General features: G+C 65.1%; 26 protein-coding genes, 2 tRNA genes and 1 other RNA gene. 14 read left to right on the top strand and 15 right to left on the bottom strand.

The window, feature by feature from the left end; all coding sequences use genetic code 11:
- Positions 1-182: 182 nt before the first annotated feature.
- On the bottom strand, positions 183-512 hold the full coding sequence (locus tag CFB17_RS20015) for an aminoglycoside phosphotransferase family protein (protein WP_207761875.1): 330 nt from the start codon (positions 510-512) through the stop codon (positions 183-185).
- 310 nt (positions 513-822) lie between these two features.
- On the opposite strand from CFB17_RS20015, the gene fdhD reads away from it, so the two are divergent.
- The 3 genes from fdhD to CFB17_RS00635 all read left to right on the top strand — a co-directional run bounded on the left by fdhD (position 823) and on the right by CFB17_RS00635 (position 5,467).
- Entirely contained in the window at positions 823-1,689 is an 867-nt protein-coding gene (gene fdhD / locus CFB17_RS00645) for a formate dehydrogenase accessory sulfurtransferase FdhD (protein WP_165769346.1), read from the top strand.
- Between the two features lie 293 nt (positions 1,690-1,982).
- Positions 1,983-3,767: a glycoside hydrolase family 15 protein gene (locus CFB17_RS00640; RefSeq protein WP_088559467.1), complete on the top strand. Its 1,785-nt coding sequence runs from the start codon at positions 1,983-1,985 to the stop codon at positions 3,765-3,767.
- Between the two features lie 11 nt (positions 3,768-3,778).
- Complete coding sequence (locus CFB17_RS00635) at positions 3,779-5,467, top strand: methyltransferase domain-containing protein (RefSeq protein ID WP_088559466.1); 1,689 nt, start codon at positions 3,779-3,781, stop codon at positions 5,465-5,467.
- A gap of 89 nt (positions 5,468-5,556) precedes the next feature.
- Here the strand turns inward: CFB17_RS00635 and CFB17_RS19060 are convergent, their stop codons facing one another.
- A complete protein-coding gene (locus tag CFB17_RS19060) occupies positions 5,557-5,706 on the bottom strand; it encodes a hypothetical protein (protein ID WP_165769345.1) in 150 nt (49 codons plus the stop codon).
- Positions 5,707-5,815: 109 nt separating this feature from the next.
- Here CFB17_RS19060 and CFB17_RS00630 point away from each other — a divergent pair, with 109 nt between their 5' ends.
- Entirely contained in the window at positions 5,816-6,169 is a 354-nt protein-coding gene (locus tag CFB17_RS00630; RefSeq protein WP_207761874.1) for an arsenate reductase, read from the top strand.
- Positions 6,170-6,350: 181 nt separating this feature from the next.
- Here CFB17_RS00630 and CFB17_RS00625 read toward each other — a convergent pair.
- A tRNA-Phe gene (locus tag CFB17_RS00625) sits at positions 6,351-6,426 on the bottom strand.
- Positions 6,427-7,012: 586 nt separating this feature from the next.
- On the opposite strand from CFB17_RS00625, the gene CFB17_RS00620 reads away from it, so the two are divergent.
- Complete coding sequence (locus CFB17_RS00620) at positions 7,013-7,237, top strand: hypothetical protein (protein ID WP_088559465.1); 225 nt, start codon at positions 7,013-7,015, stop codon at positions 7,235-7,237.
- Here the strand turns inward: CFB17_RS00620 and CFB17_RS00615 are convergent.
- Positions 7,234-7,842, bottom strand: coding sequence for a GNAT family N-acetyltransferase (locus CFB17_RS00615; RefSeq protein ID WP_088559464.1), 609 nt, complete (start codon positions 7,840-7,842; stop codon positions 7,234-7,236). The genes CFB17_RS00620 and CFB17_RS00615 overlap by 4 nt on opposite strands.
- Before the next feature lie 67 nt (positions 7,843-7,909).
- Positions 7,910-7,985 (bottom strand) — tRNA-Ala (locus CFB17_RS00610).
- 233 nt (positions 7,986-8,218) lie between these two features.
- On the opposite strand from CFB17_RS00610, the gene CFB17_RS00605 reads away from it, so the two are divergent.
- The 3 genes from CFB17_RS00605 (at position 8,219) to CFB17_RS00595 (ending at position 9,532) form a co-directional block, all read left to right on the top strand.
- On the top strand, positions 8,219-8,503 hold the full coding sequence (locus CFB17_RS00605) for a YggT family protein (protein ID WP_088559463.1): 285 nt from the start codon (positions 8,219-8,221) through the stop codon (positions 8,501-8,503).
- 19 nt (positions 8,504-8,522) lie between these two features.
- Positions 8,523-8,837 (top strand): DUF167 domain-containing protein, encoded by a 315-nt coding sequence (locus tag CFB17_RS00600; protein WP_165769344.1) that lies wholly within the window; start codon positions 8,523-8,525, stop codon positions 8,835-8,837.
- 104 nt (positions 8,838-8,941) lie between these two features.
- Positions 8,942-9,532, top strand: a complete 591-nt coding sequence (locus CFB17_RS00595) for a cytochrome b (protein WP_165769343.1) — start codon at positions 8,942-8,944, stop codon at positions 9,530-9,532.
- Between the two features lie 337 nt (positions 9,533-9,869).
- Here the strand turns inward: CFB17_RS00595 and CFB17_RS00590 are convergent, their stop codons facing one another.
- From CFB17_RS00590 to CFB17_RS00565, 6 genes are all read right to left on the bottom strand, one after another.
- The gene (locus CFB17_RS00590; RefSeq protein WP_133063804.1) at positions 9,870-10,478 is read right to left on the bottom strand and encodes a hypothetical protein; all 609 of its coding nucleotides are present in this window, start codon (positions 10,476-10,478) and stop codon (positions 9,870-9,872) included.
- Positions 10,479-10,584: 106 nt separating this feature from the next.
- Positions 10,585-11,394, bottom strand: coding sequence for a TIGR00282 family metallophosphoesterase (locus tag CFB17_RS00585; RefSeq protein WP_088559459.1), 810 nt, complete (start codon positions 11,392-11,394; stop codon positions 10,585-10,587).
- Positions 11,395-11,415: 21 nt separating this feature from the next.
- Positions 11,416-12,000 (bottom strand): 5-formyltetrahydrofolate cyclo-ligase, encoded by a 585-nt coding sequence (locus tag CFB17_RS00580; protein WP_165769342.1) that lies wholly within the window; start codon positions 11,998-12,000, stop codon positions 11,416-11,418.
- 71 nt (positions 12,001-12,071) lie between these two features.
- Positions 12,072-12,232, bottom strand: a non-coding RNA gene (gene ssrS, locus CFB17_RS00575) — 6S RNA.
- A gap of 8 nt (positions 12,233-12,240) precedes the next feature.
- Entirely contained in the window at positions 12,241-12,573 is a 333-nt protein-coding gene (locus CFB17_RS00570; RefSeq protein ID WP_088559457.1) for a cell division protein ZapA, read from the bottom strand.
- A gap of 42 nt (positions 12,574-12,615) precedes the next feature.
- Positions 12,616-12,912, bottom strand: a complete 297-nt coding sequence (locus CFB17_RS00565) for a DUF4164 family protein (RefSeq protein WP_088559456.1) — start codon at positions 12,910-12,912, stop codon at positions 12,616-12,618.
- Positions 12,913-13,166: 254 nt separating this feature from the next.
- Here CFB17_RS00565 and tkt point away from each other — a divergent pair, with 254 nt between their 5' ends.
- From tkt to CFB17_RS00550, 3 genes are all read left to right on the top strand, one after another.
- A complete protein-coding gene (tkt, locus tag CFB17_RS00560; RefSeq protein WP_088559455.1) occupies positions 13,167-15,161 on the top strand; it encodes a transketolase in 1,995 nt (664 codons plus the stop codon).
- A gap of 135 nt (positions 15,162-15,296) precedes the next feature.
- Entirely contained in the window at positions 15,297-16,301 is a 1,005-nt protein-coding gene (gene gap / locus CFB17_RS00555; RefSeq protein ID WP_088559454.1) for a type I glyceraldehyde-3-phosphate dehydrogenase, read from the top strand.
- Between the two features lie 49 nt (positions 16,302-16,350).
- The gene (locus CFB17_RS00550) at positions 16,351-16,863 is read left to right on the top strand and encodes a GNAT family N-acetyltransferase (protein WP_088559453.1); all 513 of its coding nucleotides are present in this window, start codon (positions 16,351-16,353) and stop codon (positions 16,861-16,863) included.
- A gap of 28 nt (positions 16,864-16,891) precedes the next feature.
- On the opposite strand, the gene CFB17_RS00545 is transcribed toward CFB17_RS00550, so the two are convergent.
- Positions 16,892-18,517, bottom strand: a complete 1,626-nt coding sequence (locus CFB17_RS00545; protein ID WP_243389648.1) for a Na+/H+ antiporter — start codon at positions 18,515-18,517, stop codon at positions 16,892-16,894.
- A gap of 51 nt (positions 18,518-18,568) precedes the next feature.
- On the bottom strand, positions 18,569-19,243 hold the full coding sequence (locus CFB17_RS00540; RefSeq protein ID WP_088559451.1) for a MarC family NAAT transporter: 675 nt from the start codon (positions 19,241-19,243) through the stop codon (positions 18,569-18,571).
- A gap of 83 nt (positions 19,244-19,326) precedes the next feature.
- Here CFB17_RS00540 and CFB17_RS00535 point away from each other — a divergent pair, with 83 nt between their 5' ends.
- The 3 genes from CFB17_RS00535 to CFB17_RS00525 all read left to right on the top strand — a co-directional run bounded on the left by CFB17_RS00535 (position 19,327) and on the right by CFB17_RS00525 (position 21,451).
- Positions 19,327-19,653: a YnfA family protein gene (locus CFB17_RS00535; RefSeq protein WP_088559450.1), complete on the top strand. Its 327-nt coding sequence runs from the start codon at positions 19,327-19,329 to the stop codon at positions 19,651-19,653.
- 109 nt (positions 19,654-19,762) lie between these two features.
- Positions 19,763-20,962 carry a phosphoglycerate kinase gene (locus CFB17_RS00530; protein WP_088559449.1) on the top strand — a complete coding sequence of 400 codons (1,200 nt, stop codon included), beginning with the start codon at positions 19,763-19,765 and terminating at the stop codon, positions 20,960-20,962.
- An 18-nt stretch (positions 20,963-20,980) separates the two neighbouring features.
- Positions 20,981-21,451: a hypothetical protein gene (locus tag CFB17_RS00525; RefSeq protein WP_088559448.1), complete on the top strand. Its 471-nt coding sequence runs from the start codon at positions 20,981-20,983 to the stop codon at positions 21,449-21,451.
- On the opposite strand, the gene CFB17_RS00520 is transcribed toward CFB17_RS00525, so the two are convergent.
- Both CFB17_RS00520 and CFB17_RS00515 read right to left on the bottom strand, forming a co-directional pair.
- Positions 21,359-21,997 carry an NrsF family protein gene (locus CFB17_RS00520; RefSeq protein ID WP_088559447.1) on the bottom strand — a complete coding sequence of 213 codons (639 nt, stop codon included), beginning with the start codon at positions 21,995-21,997 and terminating at the stop codon, positions 21,359-21,361. The two genes, CFB17_RS00525 and CFB17_RS00520, sit on opposite strands and share 93 nt — an antisense overlap.
- A complete protein-coding gene (locus CFB17_RS00515; RefSeq protein ID WP_088559446.1) occupies positions 21,994-22,569 on the bottom strand; it encodes a sigma-70 family RNA polymerase sigma factor in 576 nt (191 codons plus the stop codon). Before CFB17_RS00515 ends, CFB17_RS00520 begins: the two co-directional genes overlap by 4 nt.
- Between the last annotated feature and the right edge of the window lie 26 nt (positions 22,570-22,595).

The following is a 22,595-nucleotide window of genomic DNA, read 5'->3' as shown; positions in this document are numbered from 1 at the left end:
CGCCACAGGTGACGACGACAGGTCGACGTCCGGATTACCGAAGATATCGAGGATGTCGGCATGGTCGATGTCGCCACGTAGCGCGACCTCCTGGCCGGACTCCCCAGGAGTTGCCGGGCCAGCAGGGCCGCCTGCGACATCCAGAAATCCCCGTGATCGGCTACGGCATCGAGATCGGCGAATCAGGTCGGAGCGGTGGCAGGAAAGCAGGTGCCGGACCTTGCCCGTGCAGCCTTTGTACGACCTCGACGATCGCTGCCGTGGCATGCTCCAGGAGCAGGACATCGCCGTCGATCGCCAGAACCGGAGCGGCACCCTGCCCAGCAGTCCATCAGCTTCCCGCCCCGCCGCTCCTCCGCCACGCAGGCGACCTTGAGCATGGCGGGTCGGCCGGCGCGCCGCACGGGTTGGAGCAGACTGGTCCGCGTGGCCCGGGCCGGGCCACCGGCCGCCAGGTTCCAGCGCAGTCGATGCCGCTCCGGGACGAGTTCGGGCGAGGCATCAACGCACAAGAGCGTGCTGCCCGTGACGAAGCATCATCCGCTCGATGTTTAAAAGAACGCAATCACGGGGGGCCAGTCTTTCCCTTGGTTGACGAACCCGCCGTCGGGACAAAAACGGCCAGGCCGGCAATGGATGCCGGCGCGTCCGCAACCTGACGAGCTATCCTTGCTCTTTGTTCGGCCCATTTCCTTCATCGCCGCGCCGCTTGCCGGGACCGGCCATGCTATCTCTTGGCGAGGTCTTCCGGTTTTGCCACCCTGCGGTTGCAGCCGGCACGATTTCAGGTCCGCCCCGGACACGAGCGAGGATGGTGGTCTTATGAACGATTGGGTGGATGGCGATTCGGCGGCCGAGGATCCGTTCGCCGGAGGGAAGGCGCTGCCCCGGCGCCCAGCGCGACTGGAGTTTCCGGCCTGGCGCTGGGACGGACGCGCTCTGGCCGAGCGGCCGGAGCTGGTGGGCGAGGAATGCGCGACCGCCCTCGTCTTCAACGGCGTCAACTATGCGGTGATGATGATGACGCCGGCCGACTTCGAGGATTTCGGCCTGGGCTTCGCGCTGGCCGAGGCCGTGGTCGGTCGCCAGCAGGACGTGCTGGCCCTGGAAGTCCAGGACGTCTCCTTGGGTGTGGAAGTGCATGTAACGATCCCCGAGGCACGCATGAGCGTCCTCGAACAGCGCCAGCGGAGCATGGCTGGAGGCACCTCTTGCGGACTTTGCGGCGTCATCGGCATCGAGCGGGCACTACGGCCCCTGCCCACCAGCACGAGGCCGCTGCCGGTCAAGGCATCCGCCATCGCCAGGGCGCTCGACGAGCTGCCGCGCATGCAAAAGCTGAATGCCGGCACGGGCGCCCTCCATGCGGCCGGCTATGCCCTACCCAGCGGCAAGGTGCTCATGGTGCGCGAGGATGTGGGCCGCCACAACGCGCTGGACAAATTGATCGGCGCTGCCGCCAAAGCCGGATTGTCGCCAGCCGAGGGCTTCGTCGTCCTCACCAGCCGCTGCAGCACCGAGATGGTGCAAAAGACCGCGACGGCGGGCTTTTCCCTTTTGGCCGCTGTGTCGGGACCGACGGCGCTGGCTATCCGGCTGGCCGAGGAAGCCGGCCTGACGATGGTGGGCTTTGCCAGGCGGCAGGGTTTCAACGTCTATACCTGCCCGGACCGCGTGCTGGCTGGCTGAGGTTTAATGCGGAATTAATGCTGCAATAGCATCTATTGTTTATTGTATATTTTCCTATCTAACGGCATTTTCATGTTGCCGCTAAATTTTCCTCGACGGCGATTTGCCACCGTCATTTCAGACGCCGCCTAGTGCCCAGGGCGTGGTTAGGCCAGAACCAGGATGCCCGTGCGAACGCGGGCCGGCCCGCCGACCGGCAGCCTTTGCCAGCACGTAATGACTGACTACCGCCCTTTGCTTTTGCCCCCTAATTGCGCCAGCTTCTTGCCGCATTAAACGGATGGAGCGAAGGCATGGCGTTGCGCATCGAGGACTACGCGCTCATTGGCAATTGCGCCTCGGCGGCGCTGGTTGGGCGCGACGGCTCGATCGACTGGATGGGCATGCCGCGCTTCGATTCGGAGGCCTTCTTCGCGGCCCTCCTGGGAACGGCCGATAATGGCCGCTGGCTGCTAGCACCCGCCGATGGCAATCCCTCGACCGCCCGGCGCTATCGGCCGGGCACGCTGGTACTCGAGACCGATTTCGAGACCGACACCGGCAAGGTCCGGATCATCGACTGCATGGGCCGCGACGGTAATGGCAATGTCATCCGCGTGGTCGAGGGCCTGACCGGCAGCGTCAAAATGCAGATGGAGCTCGTGATCCGCTTCGGCTACGGATTGATGATGCCCTGGGTGAGCCGGGCCGAGGATGGCAGGCTGACGGCGGTGGCGGGACCGGAGCGCCTCACCTTGACGACCAGCGTCGAGATCGAGGGCATCGCCATGCGCAGCGTGGCGGAATTCAAGGTCGAGGCGGGAGAGCGCGTCTGCTTCGTCCTGACCTGGACCCCTTCCATCGAACCGCCACCCGAGCCGATCGACGCGCTGGCGGCGATCGAGACCATCACGCGGGGCTGGCAGCGCTGGAGCGCGGACTTCGATCCTGCCCTCTTCGGTCCGCATGCCGAATTGGTCCTGCGATCGCTTTTGACCCTCAAGGCGCTGACCCATTACCAGACGGGCGGCATCGCTGCCGCTGCCACCACCTCGCTGCCGGAGGCGATCGGAGGAGCCCGCAATTGGGACTATCGCTATTGCTGGCTCAGGGACGCGACCTTGACCCTGACTGCCCTCGAGAAGTCGGGCTTTCGCGACGAAGCGCGGCAATGGTGCGCCTGGCTGCGCCGCGCCATCGCCGGGGCGCCGCAGCAGATGCAGATCATGTATGGGCTGGCGGGCGAGCGTCGGCTGCTCGAATATGAGATCCCCTGGCTCTCGGGCTATGAGCACTCGCAGCCCGTGCGGATCGGCAACGCTGCCTCCGAGCAATTGCAGCTCGACGTCTTTGGCGAAGTCATGGGCGCTCTCCATGAAGCGCGGCGGCTGGGCCTGCTCGAGGATAACTGGCCCATGGAACGTGCTTTGGTCGAGCACCTGGAAACGATCTGGGAACAGCCCGATGCCGGGATGTGGGAGATTCGCGGCATGAGCCAGTCCTTCACCTTCTCCAAGGTGATGGTCTGGGTGGCCTTCGATCGAGCTATCCGCAACATCGAGGAATTCGACCTCGAGGGTCCTCTCGAACGCTGGTGCCAACTGCGCGAGCGTCTGCGCCTGGAGATCTTGGAGCGTGGCTTTAACGCGAAGCTCAACAGCTTCACCCAATATTATGGCGGCGAGGAGCTGGATGCGAGCCTCTTGCTGATCCCCGCGACCGGCTTCCTGCCGGCCGACGATCCGCGGATCGTCGGAACGGTAGCCGCCGTCGAGCGCGAACTGCTGCGCGACGGGTTTGTCTTGCGCTACCGCACTGCGACCGGGGTCGACGGACTGGCCGGCGACGAGGGCGCCTTTCTCGCCTGCAGCTTCTGGCTCGTCGACGCCTATGTGGGTCAGGGGCGGATGGAGGATGCGCGGGCCCTCTTCGAGCGACTGGTCGGGCTCTGCAATGATGTGGGGCTGCTGGCGGAGGAGTATGAACCGCGCAAGAAGCGGCAGATCGGCAATTTTCCCCAAGCCTTCTCGCATGTGGCTCTGATCAACGCCGCCTTGAGCCTGCAGAGCGGCCAAGACATCGCCGAGACGATCGCCTGAGGGCGAAGGGAATGGCTAGATCCGCGACCTCGAACCCGCGCGACCTCTTGGCGGCAGCGCAAGAGCTCCACGCCAAAGGTGAGTTCGACGAGGCACTTTCAAGCTACGAGGCAGCGCTCGCCGCCGAGCCTCGCCTGAAGGCGGCCAGGCTCGGCATGACGTCGATCCTGGAGATGGCGCGCGCCGACGGTTTCAATGCCACGCTCTGGCGCCGGCTGGCCGCCTCTCTTGCCGATCGCGACGCCAATCACCAGGCCCTGGCCCGGGCCTCCGCCCACCAGATCCGGCTGCGCCACCGGCTGGACCAGGTACGACGCCTCGACGATCCGTCAGGCGCGCAATTGCTGGCTGCGCTGGCGGCTGAGCCCTTGGTGACGGACTTCCTCAGCCGGACCGTCAATCTCGATCCGGCAATGGAACGCTTCCTCATCCTCGTTAGACGCCATTTGCTCTTTAAGGCGGAGATGGCCCACCCGGCACTCGCGGCCGCCTTGGCACGCCAATGCTTCAATGCCGAGTATTCGCTCTGGGCCGAGCCGGACGAGGAGGCAAGGGCGGCGGAGATCGCGACGGCGCTCGACCCTGAGGCGATCGATCCCGAAGCACTCGTTCGCGTTGCCCTCTATTGCAGGCTGGCCAGTCTGCCGGTGGCAGCGGTCCTGGACGGCCGCCCGCTCCTTGGCTGGCCGGACTGGCTGCGCCCTCTGATCGTTGCCACCTTGAAGAATCCTCTCGAGGAGGAAGCAATCGCTGCCGAGTTGCAAAGTTTCGCGCCGATCGAGAATGCGATTTCCAGGCGCGTGCAGTCGATGTACGAGGCCAGCCCCTACCCTCGCTGGATCACGCTGCCGCCGCTGCCCGAGATCGACCTTCTAACCGAGCTCGCACGCCGCTTTCCCTTCATGCAGGCACCGAGCCAGCCCGAGGCCGGCCGCCTGCGCGTCCTCTCGGCCGGCTGCGGCACCGGCCAGCATCCTTTGTCGCTGGCGCGCAATTATCGCCGCGTCGAGGTGACGGCCTTCGATCTGTCGCGCGCCAGCCTTGCCTATGCGATCCGCCAGGCGCGCGGCCTGCGCATCCAGAACGTCACCTTCCTTCATGGCGACATCCTGAACGTCGCCGCCCTGGAGCGCCGTTTCGACGTCATCGAATCGGTCGGCGTGATCCATCACATGGACGATCCCAAGGCCGGGCTGCGGGCGCTGGCGGGCGTGCTGGAGCCGGGAGGCGTCATCAGGCTCGGGCTCTACAGCGAGGCCGCCCGGCGCCAGATCGTCAAGGCCAGGGCCAGGATAGCGGCACTCGGCCTGGCCGATGGCGGCCCTGCCTCGATCCGCCGTTTTCGCCACCTGCTCTTTACCGATCCTACCTTCGCCGATCTGGCCGACCTCGCCGGCTGGGACGATTTCTACGCCACGAGTGCGGCCCGCGATCTGATGTTCCATGTCCAGGAACACCGCTACGACGTGCCGGGCATCGCCGATCTCCTGGCCTCGGCGGGCCTCTGCTTCCTGGGCTTCGAGTTCATAGCGGGCTTCAGCGGTTCGGTGGCACCCGCGGCCAGGGTACGGGCACTCTATCGCCAGACCTTTCCAGACGAGCCCACCTGCAGCGATCTCGGGCATTGGGCAACCCTTGAAGCGCGCCAGCCTGAGATCTTCCAGGGTTTCACCCTTTGGGCGCAAAAGCCGCGTTCGTGAGTACCACAGGAGCGGGACCGAGACGGAGACGCCAGGCGAGAGCCCGCAACGGCCGCAAACGTCAGCGCGCCACCGATCATCGCCCCGGGCTACGGCATCTCGGCAAGGAGCGGCCGGCCCCAAAGCAGTCTCAGCACCACGAGGAAGAGGAGGTGGCTCAGGCTCTGCGAGCTCAGGCTGAAGGGAACAAGCATGACGAGCTTATGGGCATCGAGCGACGTGCGGGAGTCGAAGAGCAAGCCGGCGAGGGCGCAGACAGCAGGAAAAGCCCGGCATCAAGGGCCTGGATGCCTGACAGGCGGCCAGCGATAATGCCTCGCTGACGACCGAGAAAGGCTAGGATTCCGCGTGACCGGCAAGATCGTTATTTACGGCATCAAGAACTGCACGACGATGCAGAAAGCGCGTGCATGGCTGGACGAGCACGCCATCGCCCATGCCTTCCACGACTACAAGACGGCCGGCATCGATCGGGCGAAGCTCGCTGCCTGGGCTGGGGAGGTCGGCTGGCAGACGCTGCTCAACCGGGCCGGCACGACGTTTAAGAAGCTGCCCGAGGCGGCGCGTGCCGATCTTACCGAGGAGAAGGCTCTGGACCTCATGCTGGCCCAGCCCTCGATGATCAAGCGCCCGGTCCTCGAAACCCCGAACGGCCTTCGCGTCGGCTTCAAACCCGATCTCTATGCTGCCACGTTCGTCTAGAAAGCGGCCTCGGCTGCCTCTTCGCCGTCCGAGATCTGGTCCGCAAAGGCTATCGCGCTGTCGGACTTAAAACCGATGGGTCGGCGCCGGATTGCCTCTTGGATGATCCACGCCGCTGCGTGAGCGGCAGGTGCGGGCCGAGCGCACCGCTGACGCGGGCCGCGTCGTCTATTGGATCAAATGGTGCCCAGGGGCGGAATCGAACCACCGACACCGTGATTTTCAGTCACGTGCTCTACCGACTGAGCTACCTGGGCGCCGCGCGGGGTTATAAGTGGGCCCTCGCACACTGTCCAGCCTCTCCGGCCTCAAGAAAACGGGACGATCATCAAAGCGCCGCCGTCCCGTCGAGATAAAGCCGTTCAGCGAATTTCCGATTCGCGCCGCTATCGTTCATGGAGCGGATCCTGTCGAAGACGGACCGCCCCACCCTTGGCCTGTCGTGAAGGCCGAACCACCAGCGACGCTGGCGAACATGTTGCAATCCCGGCCGTCCAGGAACCGCCCATTATTGAGATGGAAGCTCGTGGCGAACGCCTTGCCTGCTCCAGGCCGCATGGCCGAACGCACGCTGCATCCAACGACGCATCAAGCACCCTCGGCGCGTCAGCCATGCGTATTCAGCGCCTCCAACCACTCATTGTGCAATGCAACAATTTTCGGGTTGACTCATCGCGCCGCAGCGCGAAAGTTCGATGACACCGAGGTTACAATCACTTCACCGCAGCGTGCGGCAAGGGAACTTCGATGGCCAATTATTGTTCGAAGGAACCCGGGTCGGACCCTTGAGGCGGTCTGCCGTTGGTCGCGCTTATGATCGTGTCATGAGGAGGCAGGGTGTCGATGCTGCAGTCCACCAAAGTTACCAAGCCCGCCTCGTCTCGTCCGGGCATGATCTGGAAAGACGCGCTGACGATGCTCTGCCGGCAATTGCAGGCGGACGGTCTGACCCGCGAGCGCGCGACCGAGCTCAGCGAGAGCGCCATCATCGCCTGCGCCTTGCAGTACGAGCCGCGCGACGTCGACGAGGCGCTGCGCCTGGCGCTCGATACCGCTAAGACCTGCTAGAGCGAGCGGTCCCCGACGGGCTTGATCCAGAACTGCATCGGTTTTTCGCTTTCTGCGGTCTCGTCGAGATCGCGCCAGGACATCGTGCCCACAGCACCTTCCAGCTTCGTGAAGCCGCGCCGCTGCCAGAAGAGGTCGAGTGGCTTGTAGCCCGCCGGTCGGCGCGGATGGTCCAGAGGCCGGACGACGCCGCAAAAAACCATATGGGTAAAGCGCCCGAGGCTGGTGGCGTGTGTCTCGCGTTCCTTGAAGAAGCGCACGCCGATGCCCCGCCCGCGATAGGGCTTCAGAAGAACCGATTCGCCGAAATAGAAAATCGTCCTGGCGGAAAATCCCGCTTGTTCCAGCGGCATCTGCAGGCTGGGCGGCTCGGCTGCGAGCGGCAGGCCGGTCGCCGCTCCTACAAGGCGGTCGCCATCAAAAGCGCCGACGATGAGGGCGTCGATCGTCTCGCCATAGATTTCGAGGTAGCGGCGCTCATAGTCCAGCGATCCCTCATAGAGATAAGGAAAGTCGCGAAAGACCGCGATTCGCAGCTCTGCCAGGGCATCCAGATGACGCTTTAGATCATCGCCCACTAGGCGCCGGTACTGGATCTCGTCCATCAGGTCACCTGCACGGTCTTCATGGACGCAAGGCCGGGTCGCTCGCACGCTTGCCGGCCGATAGGAATGGTGGAGCCGATGGGAGTCGAACCCACGACCTCTAGAGTGCGATTCTAGCGCTCTCCCAACTGAGCTACGGCCCCGTGCGGCGCGATCTATGGGAAGGACCGGTCCCTGTCAAGGCGCGAGCTCCCGCCAGATCCGGCCGGTGTCTCGCAGGGCAGTGAATTAAAACATGGTGAATTCGCACCCGAGATGCCCTTGGGGCCGCTGGTCATCGTGCGTGCCGGGGTGGAGTTACGGGCGAACGCCTCTATAGTGCGCCGCACCGCCGGACACGTGCGGCAACGTTCAAGCAAGTGAAGACGACCGCCGCATGATCGCCCTCGCCAATCTGATCAATACTGTCATCTCGATCTATATCTGGCTGCTGCTGGCCTCGGTGGTCCTGAGCTGGCTCGTGATGTTCAACGTCGTGAACACCGGCAACCGAATCGTCTACCAGATCGGCGACTTTCTCTATCGCATCACCGATCCGGTGCTGCGGCCGATAAGGAACATCCTGCCGAACCTGGGCGGCATCGACATCTCAGCCATCGTCTTGATCCTCATCCTCTATTTCGTGCGCGACCTGATCACCGAATATCTCATCTTCGGTTGAGCGCCGGACGAACACCCCGGTGACGACCGGGCCGATCGAAGTCCGGGCCGGGCATGTCCTCCTGCATCTCAAGGTAACGCCCAAAGCGCGCAAGGCCGAGATCGGCGGCCTGATCAGCGATGCCCAGGGCCGCCCTCGCCTCGTCGTCAAGGTCACGGCCCCGCCCGACCAGGGCAAGGCCAATGCTGCCGTCCTGGCGGCCCTGGCGGCACGGCTCGGCCTCGCGATATCGCGCCTCGAGCTCGTCCGCGGTACCACGGCGAGGGAAAAGACAGTCGAGATCGAGGCCGAGCCCCAATTGATCGCCACTGCCCTCGGCCTCGACGTGGAATGAATGAGACTAAGAAAGTCTCGGTCCTTTTATCGAATGCGACTATTTCTAGTTCCATCAATGCTTGAATGGGCCAAGGCCTGACGCATGCAGGGGGGAACGGGTCGATGTCCGAATCGGAGTTCGACGATGCCTATGGGCGGAGTACGCCTTTGCCGTCCGAGCCGCGACGTGCCTACACGCTGCCGGCGGTCTGGCTGCACTGGCTGACGGCGATCCTGGTCATGGCGACACTGCCTGTCGCCTGGATCATGAGCTCGCTGCCCGATAACGACCCCCGCGCCGACACCTATTTCACGATCCACAAATCCCTGGGTGTCACGATCTTCGTCCTCGTCGTCCTGCGGCTCCTCTGGCGCGCCATCAAGCCCGCGCCGGACCTGCCGCATGACATTCCGCCCTGGCAGGCGCTAGCAGCGCGTATCAATCACTGGCTGCTCTATGCGATTCTGCTCGTCATGGCGCTGAGCGGCTACCTGCTCACCGTCGCCGCCGGTTACCCACTCAGCTATTTCGGGCTCTTCGACGTGCCGGGCTTCGGCAAGTATGAGACGTTGGCGAACGTAGCCGATACCCTGCACGTCCTCGGCCGCTTCCTGGTCTATCTCTTCGTGGCCGTGCACATCCTGGCCGCCATCTGGCATGTGGCCGTCCGCCGCGACGGTACGCTCAATCGCATCCTGCCCCCGCAGCGCTGAGGGGGCGACCAGGGCCTCAGAAGCTTCGGCCGCCGCATCCGGCCCACGCATCACTCAACAAAGCCGGTGTTCGGCCGATGGGACGCTTTTGCGTCTGAGCCGGAGGGTCCGTGTGGAGGCAAACCCACATTGCCGTCCGCCATCGGATCCAACGTCGGCAAGCATCAACGCGTCGCTGATAGCGGAGTGGGACGCGGCGAAACTGCGGTGGCGGAGAAACTTGATGGGCAGCCAGCGTGCCCTGTCATCAATGACAGCCGGAATTCACTCGGACAGCTAGAGCTTTTGGGGGAGCGCCCTTCCAGGATCCCGACAAAATCCAGGGTCTGTCGTGAGCCTACATCGGCGGCACGACGCCGCCCTTCTCGACAACGATGCGCCTTGCCTTGAAAGCGCCCTCTGCGCTTCTCTCGGCCACGACAAAGACGGCCGCACCCGCCACCAGATCCGCCGTACTGGCCGGCACGGGCCGCACGATCGGCACACCGGGCGGCACGTTGACGGTGGTCTCACCGCCTTTGTAGGCCAGCTTCAAGGAACGGCCATCGACACCCTGGACGGCCGCCTGGACCGTCGCATTGGTCATGCTGCTGCCTGGAGCTAGGTCCCAGTCATAATGGCCCTCACCCGTGCCGCGCGCCGCCTCTGGAAAAATCACGACCTCCATGGCGCGCAACTCGTTGCCGTTGCCCGGCATGGCAGCCGTGCCAATGAAATCGCCGCTCTTGATGTCCGCCAGGTCAGCCCGCACCAGCGTGTTGATGCTGGTCGACGGATCGATGGCGACGACGGGATGGCTGCCGTCCCGGGCGGCGATCGTCAGACTGGCGGTGGAGACGTCCTCGATCGTGCCGCGTAGACGCACGGGCGGCGGGGCCGCGATTGCCGTCGCACTCGCCGTGAGACAAAGGATCAAGCCCATCAGCAAGCTGTGTCGGCGCTTCATCTTGGAGCCTCCCTGGACTTTCTAGGTCAGATATGGGCCGCGTTACGTCGCCCCGCCACCCGCGCCCGCCGATGGCAGGCCCGCGTCGGACGAAGATGCCCGATCATCAGGGCATGGCGGGCGACAGGCGCCCGCCAAGGCGCAACGGCTCGACGCGCAGTGCGAGGCCGGTCTTGTCGTCGGTCTCGACGAGGACGGCGCAGAGAGTGGCCTCACCACTGGCGGGCTCGAGCTTCGGGCCGGGAAGGTCGGTGGTCCATCGATGCAGGGAGGCTGCTTTGTCCATACCGATGACGCTGTCATAGTCGCCGGTCATGCCGACATCGGTCATGTAGGCCGTCCCCCTGGCCATGATGTGCGCGTCCGCTGTCGGCACGTGGGTGTGCGTGCCAGCCACCAAGGAGACGCGGCCATCACAGAAATGGCCGATCGCCATTTTCTCGCTCGTGGCTTCGGCATGAATGTCGACGAGGATGGCATCCGCCGTGCCGCCCAGGATATTACGGCGTAATTCGACCTCCAGGGCGCGAAACGGATCATCGGCCGGCTTCATGAACAGCCGGCCCAGGACCTGGATGACGACCAGCCGCTTGCCCCGCGCCGTCTGCAGCGTGGCCGTACCCTTGCCGGGAACGCCCGGCGCCATGTTGAGCGGCCGGACGATGCGGGGCTCGCCATTGATATGGTTGATGAGGTCGCGCTGGTCCCAGGCATGGTTGCCCAGCGTCAAGATATCCGTACCGGCCTTGAGAAACTCGTCAGCGATGGCGGCGGTCAGGCCATAGCCTCCGGCCGCGTTCTCGCCATTGACCACAGCCGCATCGAGCTTGAGGCGGCTGCGTAGGTCGGGCAGGTGCTCAAGCAAGGCTGTGCGCCCGGCCCTGCCGACAACGTCGCCCACATAGAGAATGCGCAAATCCGTCCGTTCCTTCCGGCCTTAACGAATCCAGGTGAAGCCCTGTTCGGTGCAGACGCCATCCAGGGTCTCGTCCGCCGCTCCGACCGGCAGTTGATCCATCCATTGGAGCGCGTAGCCGTAGCCGATGGCCTTGAGGTTCGGCTCGACCTTACGCCAATGGGCGAGCGTCCGGTCGTAAAAACCGGCACCATAGCCCAGGCGATTGCCCTTGAAGTCATAACCAAGCAGCGGGACGATGATGATCTTGGGATGCGCCGCCGCGGCATCGGGCAGGGGCTCGTGAACGCCGAAGGGGCCGGGCCGCAGCTCCGTGTCCGGCTCCGTGAGATGGAGGGCCAGCGCCTCGCCCGGCCGGATCTGGCGGGGCAGGGCGATGTTGCAGCTCCTGGCGCGCAGGCAGGCGATCAGAGGGCCGGCATCTATCTCCTCAGGAAGCGCGTGGAAGACGGCGACGGTGGCAGGCAGGAAGTCCGCCAGGGCCTCGACGAGATGCTGGGCGGCCTGACGGCTCGCCATGGCACGCTCTTCCGCGGCGATCGTGCGGCGCCGGGCTCGCAGAATTCGTCGCGCGGCCGCCTTCGCAGCGGCTTGATCGTCAGACATGGGCAGAACCTGTGCCGGAAAGACGTTCATAGCGACCGGCATGCGCTGCCCGTCGGCATGCCAATGAAAGGGGTGGAGCCACCATGGCCGTTTGCATCCCGCTCATCCCTGGGACCTGCTCAGCAGGTGGGCGCCGTTTGCCCTGACCACGGTCAGGGCAGGAACAGCTCCCTTAGGAACGAATTAGGCCCAGAGCATTAATGTGGATACCGGACAAACCGGGCAGCCCCGAGCGATCAGTTAGGTATTCTCGAGAGCTACTGCAAGCTGTTCCAGACGGGCCGCCACACGATCGATGACCGACGCGGCCTCCTCGCTCAGCCCGTCGGGCGGACCGCCCTCGCCGCCGCTTCGCCAGCGCTGCAACTCGGCATAGAGATCAAAGAGCTCGTCGGTGATGAAGAGGCCCGTCAGCATCAAGAGCTCGCTACCGCCGGCCTTGGGCGTGCCTCTGGCGATCTCGGTGGCCTTGCTGTCGATATAGGCGGCAAGCTTCCTGACGCGAGGCTCCTCGCCATCGCCGCATTGCACCTGATGACGCCGCCCGGCGATCGAGATCTCGATCAACGGCATGCTGGGCCTACTCCCTTTTTTGGCGCCACGCGGCGAAAACGATCATTCATCGCTCATCTCGCCAAGTTCGCCAATGACCCGGTCCAGCCGGCGCTCAACCTCACGGGACGCGGTCTCGAGCTTGGCATGCCGCTCGATCACGCCCGAAAGCTCCCGCCGCAACCCATCGCATTCGGCACGCAGCAACTCACAGTCCCGTGCATAGGCATCTCGCTCCGCCCGGATCTGCCCTCCAGGCGTAGTCCGGCTCTTGCGCACGGCCGCTTCGATCCGCGCCACCGCAGCCTGGAGCCGCGTTTCCGCCCGCATGAGGGCCTGGCTGGTCTGGCCTTTGCTCAAGTCCTTGCTCGTCCGAGAAATTCCGCCAAGGCCAGTCCTCGCATCGCCGCCGCTCTCCGTCAATTGGCCGATGAGCGACGCGAATGCGACGCGATCTGATCAATGAGCGGCGCGATCACGAGCCCGAGATGCGGGTCAGCCGCATTTCATTGATACCTGACCCGTCATTTCGGGCAGTTGATTTTATCCTCATCTGGCCCACAGTCCCCGGCCGCAAGCGGAGTTACCGACGATATGATTAAAGGGAGAGTGCGATGAGCGCGCCAACAAACGGAACGGTCGTCACCCATGACGAGCTGGCAAATTCAATTCGCGCGCTGGCCATGGACTCGGTCGAGAAGGCCAATTCGGGTCATCCTGGCATGCCCATGGGCATGGCCGACATCGCCACCGTCCTCTTCACCAAGCATCTGAAGTTCGATCCTGCTGATCCGCATTGGCCCGACCGCGACCGCTTCGTGCTCTCGAACGGCCACGGCTCGATGCTGCTCTATTCGCTCTTGCACCTGACGGGCTATCCGCAGATCACGACCGAGGAGCTCAAGAATTTCCGTCAGCTCGGCTACCGGACGGCAGGCCATCCCGAATACGGCCACGCGGACGGCATCGAGACCACGACCGGCCCCCTGGGGCAGGGCCTGGCCACGGCGGTTGGCATGGCGCTGGCCGAGCGGCTCATGGCTGCCGAGTATGGCGAGGACCTGGTCGACCATTATACCTACGTCTTTGCTGGCGATGGCTGTCTCATGGAGGGCATCAGCCACGAGGCCTGCTCGCTGGCCGGGCATCTGAAGCTCTCCAAGCTAATCGTCCTCTATGACGACAACGACATCTCGATCGACGGGTCGACGGCGCTGGCCTTCACCGACGATGTGGTCGAGCGCTTCAACGCCTATGGCTGGGCCGCCGTGCGCATCAACGGCCACGACGCCGACGCGATCGACCGGGCGATCGCCACCGCCAAGAACTCGGACCGGCCGACCCTGATCGCCTGCAAGACGATCATCGGCAAGGGCGCGCCCACCAAGGCGGGATCGGAGAAGTCGCACGGTGCGGCGCTCGGACCGGACGAGATCAAGGGCTGGCGCGAGGCCGCGCACTGGCACTACGCACCTTGGGAGATTCCCGAGAAGATCTATGCCGCCTGGCGGGCACCAATCAGCCGCAACAGGCAGATCCACGAAGAGTGGGCGCAGCGGCTGGCCAAATTCGACCGGAAGGCCGAGTTCGAGCGGCGTATCGCTGGCGGCCTGCCCGAGGGCACGGATAAGACGATCGCCGACTATGTGGCCAAGCTGAAGGCGGACAAGCCCAAATGGGCGACCCGCAAGGCCAGCCAGGAAGCTCTCAAGGTGCTGACCGCGGCGATCCCGGAGATGATCGGCGGCTCGGCCGACCTCACGCATTCGAACCTGACGAACACGCCCTCGACCACGCCGCTCGAGCTGCCGACCTTCAAGGGCCGGTATGTGAGCTACGGTGTGCGCGAGTTCGGCATGGTGGCTGCCCTGAACGGCCTGACGCTGCATGGCGGCGTCATCCCCTACGGCGGCACCTTCTTCATCTTCACCGATTACGCCCGTTCGGCGATCCGCCTTGCGGCCTTGATGGGCATTAGGACGATCGTCGTCGCGACGCATGATTCGATCGGCCTCGGCGAGGACGGGCCGACGCATCAGCCGATCGAGCAGTTGGCCTCCTTCCGCGCCATGCCCAACGTCTTGATGCTCAGGCCGGCGGATGCCGTCGAGACGGCGGAGTGCTGGCAGATCGCGCTGGAATCGACGAAGCGGCCGAGCATCCTGGCACTCTCGCGCCAGGAAGTGCCGACGCTGCGCACCGAGCCCGGGACGGAAAATCTGTCCCGCAAGGGCGGCTATGTGATCTACGGCAAGAAGGACGATCGCGAGCTGACGATCCTTTCGACCGGCACGGAGGTGACGATTGCCATCGCCGGGGCGAAGCTGCTCGAAGAGAAGGGCCTGAAGGTGGCCGTCGTCTCGCTGCCCTCTTTCGAACTGTTCGACGAGCAGGACGAGGACTACCGCGCGCAGGTGCTGGGCAAGGCACCCAGGATCGCCATCGAGGCTGCCTCGACCTTTGGCTGGACCCGCTATGTCGAGACCGACAAGCACGTGATCGGCATGCGCAGCTTCGGGGCCAGCGGACCGATCGACAAGGTCTACAAGCATTTCGGCATCACCGGCGAGGCGGTGGCCGAGCTCGGTTTGAAAGTCGCCAAAAACTGAGAGGCTAACCATCCCTCCAGGCGGGATTGAGCCCGCCTGGAGGGATGGCGGCAGGCCTAGCGAATACTGCTGGGCAAGTGACGACACGCGGCTTTCAGGGCGGCGGGCGAGAGAAAGTAAACGGGAGATCTATCGATGGCACTAAAGGTCGCGATCAACGGATTTGGGCGTATCGGGCGCGCCGTGCTGCGCGCCATTGTTGAGAACAACCGCACTGACCTTCAGGTCGTAGCGGTTAACGATCTGGCACCGCCGGCCACGAACGTGCACCTGCTCAAATATGACAGTGTCCATGGTCGTTTCAAAGGCCAGATCAAGTTCGAGGGCGACACGGTTGATGTCGGCCATGGGCCGATCAAGCTGCTGGCCGAGCGCTCGCTCGACAATCTGCCCTGGAAGGATATGGGCATCGACCTCGTGCTGGAATGCACTGGCATCTTCGCAAGCAAGGAAAAGGCATCCGGGCATATCAGGGCCGGGGCCAAGCGCGTTCTCGTTTCAGCACCAGCGGACGGTGCCGACCTCACGGTCGTCTATGGCGTGAACCAGGACAGGCTTTCGCCCGAGATGCAGGTCATTTCGAACGCGTCCTGCACGACCAATTGCCTGGCACCGGTCGCGAAGGTCCTCAATGACGGCGTGGGCATCGAGCGCGGTCACATGACCACGATCCACTCCTACACGAACGACCAGCATCTCCTGGACGTGTTCCACAAGGATCTGCACCGGGCTCGCGCCGCGGCTCTCTCGCAGATTCCGACCTCGACCGGCGCCGCCAAGGCCGTGGGTCTCGTCCTCCCCGAGCTCAAGGGCAAGCTCGACGGCGTAGCGATTCGCGTGCCGACCCCCAATGTCAGCCTGGTCGATCTCACTTTCGTGCCCAAGCGCGAGACCACGGTCGAGGAGATCCAGGGCCTGATCAAGACGGCGGCCGAGGGTTCGCTCAAAGGCATCCTCGACTATCACGAGGAACCCTTGGTCTCGATCGACTTCAACCACGCCCCGGTCAGCTCGACCGTTGACCTCAAGAACATCAAGGTCCTCGAGGGCAAGCTCGTGCGCGTGTCGTCCTGGTATGACAATGAGTGGGGCTTCTCCAACCGCATGGTCGATACCTCGGTCGCCATCGGCAAGCTCTGACCATCTTGTGGAACCCGGCTCCTCGCGCGAGAGGCCGGGACCCAAACGAATGACGGCCCCCCTCTCGACACCGGCGATCCGGCCCCTCACCTCGCTTGACCATCTGGAGGCGCTGGCAGGGCTGCTAGTCGAGACGGTCGCCAGCGGCGGTTCGGTCAATTTCATGTATCCCATGGCCGAGGCCGACGCCCGAGAATTCTGGCGCGGCTCGCTGGCGGCGGCTGCGCGCGGCGAGCGCGTCGTCCTTGGCGCCTTCATCGACGACCAGTTGGTGGGCACGGTCACTCTTATGCTCAGTTTTCCGCCCAACCAGCCCCATCGCGCGGAAATCGCCAAATTGATGATTCTGGTTGCGTTCCGGAATCGCGGCATCGCCTCCGCGCTGATGCGAACAGCCGAGACGATCGCGCGCGAGCGCGGCAAGACTCTCCTCGTCCTAGACACTGCCGAGGAGGGCGGTGCCGCCCCCCTCTACGCCAGGCTGGGCTATGTAAAGGCCGGCGCGATACCCGACTTCGCCTTGAAGCCCAAAGGCGGGCTGACGGGCACTATCCTCTTCTGAAAGCGGCTGGGACGGCTAGAAACTTAGTCTAGCGGCCGGCCATGGAGAGGAAGCGAACCTCCTGGATGTCGAGCTCGCGAATGAGCTTGCGGCGGACCTCGTCATTGATGCGGCGACGACGTGCGGCGCGCAGGATCGTCTCGCGCTCGGCGCGGACAGCGGCCAGGCGCAGTTCACGCTCGATCTCGACGAGGCGCCGGTTAGTCGCCGCGTCCGTCTCGCTGGCAGCGGTCCCTTCCAGCCGGCGACGATAGAGATCCATCAGCCGGGCGCTGACCTCGGCATAGAGGTCGGTGTCCTGCCGGCCCTCCGCCATCGCGTGCTGCTCCTTGCCGATCGCCTGGATCGCCGCCTCGGCTGCCTGCACGCGCATGGCTGCCTCCTGCGCTGCGAGTTCATTCTCCTCCGGCAGATGGAGATGGCGGATGAGCGGCGGCAGGAGGAAGCTCGCCGCGACGAGCGTGAGCAGGATCACGGCGGCGGCCAGGAAGATCGCCAGCTCGCGCGCCGGAAAGGGCGACCCGTCCGGCAGGGTCAGCGGCAAGGTGAGGATGCCGGCCAGTGTGACGGCCCCGCGCACGCCGGCCACCGAGGCCGCGAGGAGGAGAAAGACGGGCGGTTGCGGCGCCGGGACGCCCCGTCGACGGGAACGAAACACCGTAATGCGCAACGACGACCATACCCACGTGAACCGCAGCGCTGCCAGCGCCAGGACGATGATCAGCGCTACGAGGGGCAGCGGCCAGCCGATATGATCACGGCTCTGCGAGAGAGCGGCCGTGAAGATGCCGGGCATCTGCTCACCCAGAAGCACGAACATGACGCCGTTGGTAGCAAACCGGATGGCGTCCCAGACGGCGAGGCTGCGTATGCGCGTACCGGCGCCCTGGTCGCCCATGAGTTCGGCATAGCTCATCGTTATGCCCGCAGCGACGACCGCGAGGATGCCCGAGCCCCCAAAATGTTCCGCCAGGAGATAGACGGCGAAAGGAGTGAGAACGCTGATCAGGATATGGCTGCCGCTCTCCTCGCCAAAATGGCGCCTGATCCAGGCGGCGACCCTGGTGATCAGAAGGGTGACGCCGATGCCGAGCGCGATACCGACCAGCGAAAGCCAGAGAAACAGGCTCAACGCCGAGCTCAAGGAGAAGCCGCCGGTCAGCGCGGCGATCACGGCCACGCGCATGCAGACCAGGCCGGAGGCATCGTTCAGGAGGGCTTCGCCCTCGAGAATACGCAGCATTCGCGTGGGCACCTTGATCCTTCCGGCGATCGCCTGGACCGAGACCGGGTCGGTCGGCGAGACACTGGCGGCCAGCGCGAAGCAGACGGCCAGGGGCATTACCGGGAGCATCCAATGGATGAGGGGGCCGAGACCTAGAACGGTAAAGACGACGAGGCCCAGCGCCAGCTTCAAGATCGTCCATTTGTCGCGCAGGAGACCTTCCCTTGGGATCTGCCAGCTATCGGCGAAGAGAAGCGGCGGCAGGAAGGCCAGGAAGAAGACCTCGGGGTCGAGCTCGACGCGTAGCGCGCCGAAGGAGCCGATCAGTGCCCCAAGCGCGATCTGCACGAGCGACACGGGCAAGGGCAGTGCAGCCGGTAGCATGCGGGCGATCGTGCCGCTGGCGACGACCGCCGCGAGCAGGCCCAAAATGATCGTGATCGACTCCAGAATTATTCTCCTTGGGCTCGAACGGGGGACTCAGGTCGTACTAAAGCCCCAGCTTATGATGAAATCGTGCACGCCCGAGGCCACGAACTGAACGGCGATGCACATCAAGAGAAAGCCCATGATCTTGGTCAGCGCCAGGACGCCGTTGCGGCCGAGGACGCGGGCGATGCTGAAGGAGGAAGCCAGGATCAGCCACGCGACGAGGAGCGTGAGGGCGATGCCCAGGATGATGACGACATAGCCAAAGATCTCGTGATCGGCTGGAATCTGCGAGCCATAGCTGAGCACGGCCGCGATCGAGCCCGGCCCCGACATGCTGGGCATGGCCAGGGGTGTGAAGGCGATGTCCGGCTGATCATTCCGCTTGGCGGCCTGGGCCGTCTCCTCGGAGGGATGGCTCGCATTCTCGCCCGAAAAGAGCATGCGAAAGCCCAGCGCCATGATGATGAGGCCGCCAGCGATGCGGATGCCGGCCAGCGAGATGCCAAAGAGGGCGATGATCGCATTGCCCGCCAGGAGAAAGCAGACCAGGATCGCGGCCGCGTAGAAAACCGCCATGCGGATCTGACGCGACCGCTCCTCGGGCGAGGCGTCGCGCGTCAGGGCGATCACCAGGGGCACGGTACTGAAGGGATTCATGATCGGCAGAATGCCGAGTGCGACCACGCCCACGTAATAGGGCATGAGGATGAATAAGTCGGACATGCGGGCGATCTCGCCAGAAGCCGGCGGCCGAGGCAAGCTCGGAGCGCCAAAGCTTAGTCGGCCGCGGCGGAAAAAGGGAAGCCATGCGCACTAGTCTTGTCTTCGTGGCGGCGGCCCTGCTCGAGATCGCCGGCTGCTTTGCCTTCTGGTCGTGGCTGCGGCTGGACCGCTCGCCCCTTTGGATCGTGCCCGGCATAGTGGCGCTGGTGCTCTTCGCCTGCCTTCTCACTCTGGCCGGGAGCGAGCTTGCCGGCCGCGCCTTTGCCGCCTATGGCGGCATCTATATCGCCACCTCACTCCTCTGGCTCTGGGCCGTCGAGGGCGTGCGGCCAGAGCGGCCGGACCTGCTGGGCGCCCTCCTTTGCCTGGCCGGCGCCGGGATCATTCTTTCAGGCGCGCGCTGGTCCTGAGGTCAGGAATGCCGCCCGTTCGGGCAGTGGGGTCGCCAGTCACATGGACACGGGCGGGGCTAGCGCCTACGCCCTTTTGCCAAGAACAGGTGTTCGGAGAATAGGAAATATGGCCGATTTCAAGAAGCTGGACGGGCTGGACGCCAAGGGCAAGCGCGTCATCGTGCGCGTCGATTTCAACGTGCCGATGGCCGATGGCCGGGTGACCGATGCCACCCGCATCGAGCGCGGCGCCCAAACCTTGAAGGAATTGGCCGGCAAGGGGGCCAAGGTCATCGTCATCTCGCATTTCGGCCGGCCCAAGGGCCGCGTCGAGAGCTCGATGAGCCTGAGGCCCATTGCCGAGACCCTCTCACAGGTCCTGGCCGGCACGAAGGTGGCCTTCGCCGATGATTGCGTCGGCCCTGCGGCGGAGGCCGTGGTCGGCGCGCTGAAGGACGGGGAGATCGCGCTGCTTGAGAATCTCCGCTTCCATGCGGGCGAGGAGAAGAACGACCCGGCCTTCGCCAAGGCGCTGGCCTCGCTGGGCGACATCTATGTCAACGATGCCTTCTCCTGCTCGCACCGGGCGCACGCCTCGGTCGTCGGCATCACGGCGGATCTACCGGCCTATGCCGGCCGGCTGTTGCAGACCGAGCTCGAGGCGCTGGAGAAGGCGCTGGGTGGTGCCGCCCGCCCGGCGGCGGCCCTGGTCGGCGGGGCCAAGGTCTCGACCAAGCTCGATGTCTTGGGCAATCTCCTGGACCGCGTCGACAAGATCATCATCGGCGGCGGCATGGCCAATACCTTCCTCCTGGCCGAGGGGCTCTCGATCGGCAAGTCGCTGGCGGAGAAGGATCTGACGGCGAAGGCCAACGAGATCGCGGCCCAGGCCAAGAGCCGGAGTGTCGAGCTCGTGCTCCCGTCTGATGGCGTCGTCGCCACCAAATTCGAGGCGAACGCACCCTCCAAGACGGTCTCGGTCAGCGAGGTCGGTGCGGACGACATGATCTTGGATGTCGGCCAGGTGTCGATCGATGCGATCGAGAAGACGCTCCTGGCCTGCAAGACGCTGCTTTGGAACGGACCGCTTGGCGCCTTCGAGATCCCGCCTTTCGACAAGGCGACGGTGGCGGTGGCCCAGACGGCGGCGAGGCTGACCGAGGAGGGCAAGCTGACCACCGTGGCCGGCGGCGGCGACACGGTGGCGGCCCTGGCCCATGCGGGCGTGCTCCATAAATTCTCCTACGTCTCGACAGCCGGCGGCGCTTTCCTCGAATGGCTGGAAGGCAAGGAATTGCCGGGCATCACCGCCCTGCGGCAGGACTGACCCGATCAAGGTCGCCTTATGCTCACCGTTCGTATCCATGATCTCGAGCAGGGCCGGGCCGTCCTGGACCTAGCAGCGGCCAGGGGTACCACGGTGCGGCTGGCGACGGCCGAGGGCGCCCTCTCCTATCTGGGCGTCGGTTATGTCCGAGCCTTGGAAGAGGCGCTGGGTGTCCCCCTCCTGGCTGATTGCGGCGACGAGGCCGGCACCCTCATGGCGGGCCTGCGCACCGGCCTTGCCTGGCTTTGCTATAAGGGCCAGCCAGCGATCCTGGCGCGGCTGCGGGACATGGCAGCCCAAAAGGGTGCTCTTGTCCTGGACGCGATCCCCGAGCCCGTCATGGCCCTCGAGGCGCGCGACCGAGGGGCCAGACGCCTTGCCCTCTATCTGGCGGCGCTACCAGGCGAGCAGGCGCCGGCCGAGAACGGTGCCCGCCAGGGTCACGAGCAGGATCGCCAGCCCATACCAGACGGCAACGAAGAGGCCTGAATCCGCCCGGCAGGCGATCGTATAGCCAAGCGCGCTGAGAAGGCCTGCCAGGAGGCCGGCCGCGCCACCGGCGTAACCGGGCCGGGCCGGCGCCTCGTGGCGCAAGGTGATGAAGATCAGGACGAAGGGCAGGAGCGCCAGCCCCAGGATTGCCCCGAGGCAAAAGAGCGGCGAGGTCGGCCCGCGCCCCCAGAGCGAGCCAGACGGGTCGAGGGCTGCCCCCAGAAGGAGCAAGACGAGCCCGGGCAGAAGTGCCTGAATGACCGGACGACCGCGCTCCGGCCGGGCGGCCGCCAGGGCCAGCGTCAGCGCCCCCAGCGCCAGGGCCAGGACCGCGCCGATCTTGAAAATCTGCCTTGTCGTCGCAAGGCTGGCCATGAAATCCGGCCGCACGCCCAGGAGGGAGGCCGCCAGCAGCGCCACGCCGCCCAGCGAGACCAAAGCCGCGAGGCAAAGGCGGCGGCAAAGCGGCCAGGGCTGGACGGCTTGGCCCGACTGGGCGGCCAGCTTGGCCATCAGCTGGTCGGTCGCCTCGGGCGTGCTCATGAACCGATATCCTTGAGCGCCTGGACAGCACGGCCGCGGATGCGCGCGAGCGCCCGATGGAAGAGAAGGCGCACGGCACCGTCGCTGATCGACAGACGCCGGGCCGTGGTCCCGACCGAAGCGCCCTCGATCGCCAACGCCCGAACGACGTCGCTCTCCTTGTGCGGCAGGTCGGCCAAGGGCTTCTCCTTGTCGATGAGCCGAGCGTCCAGGTCCTCGATCGGTGCTGCGATCGCCTCGAACCACTCCGCCACCTCGGGCACGTAGCGGCGCCCGGCCTCGCGCCGCACGCGGCGCGTCACATCCATGAGCTTGTAGCGGACGATGCCGGCCAGCCAGGGCGTGAAGGGCCGGTCCACCTCCCAGGTGTGGCGCTTCAGGTGAATGCCCAAGAGCACCTCCTGCAGGATGTCCTCCGCGAGGTCCGGCCCCTGCCCCAGTCGGGCAAGGCGCTGGCAAAGGCGCGGCCGCAGATAGGCCGCCACCTCGCCCAACAGCCAGGCATAGGTGGCGGCATCGCCCCGTCGCTCGGCCCGCATCGCCGCCGACCAGCTCTGCTCCCAGTCATCCATGGACCACCCATTCGCCGCCCGGCCCC

The organism is Arboricoccus pini (genome assembly GCF_900187945.1).
Taxonomy (GTDB): Bacteria; Pseudomonadota; Alphaproteobacteria; order Geminicoccales; family Geminicoccaceae; genus Arboricoccus; species Arboricoccus pini.
Note: the sequence above shows the minus strand (reverse complement) of the source record. Positions and strands in the feature narration are given on the sequence as shown.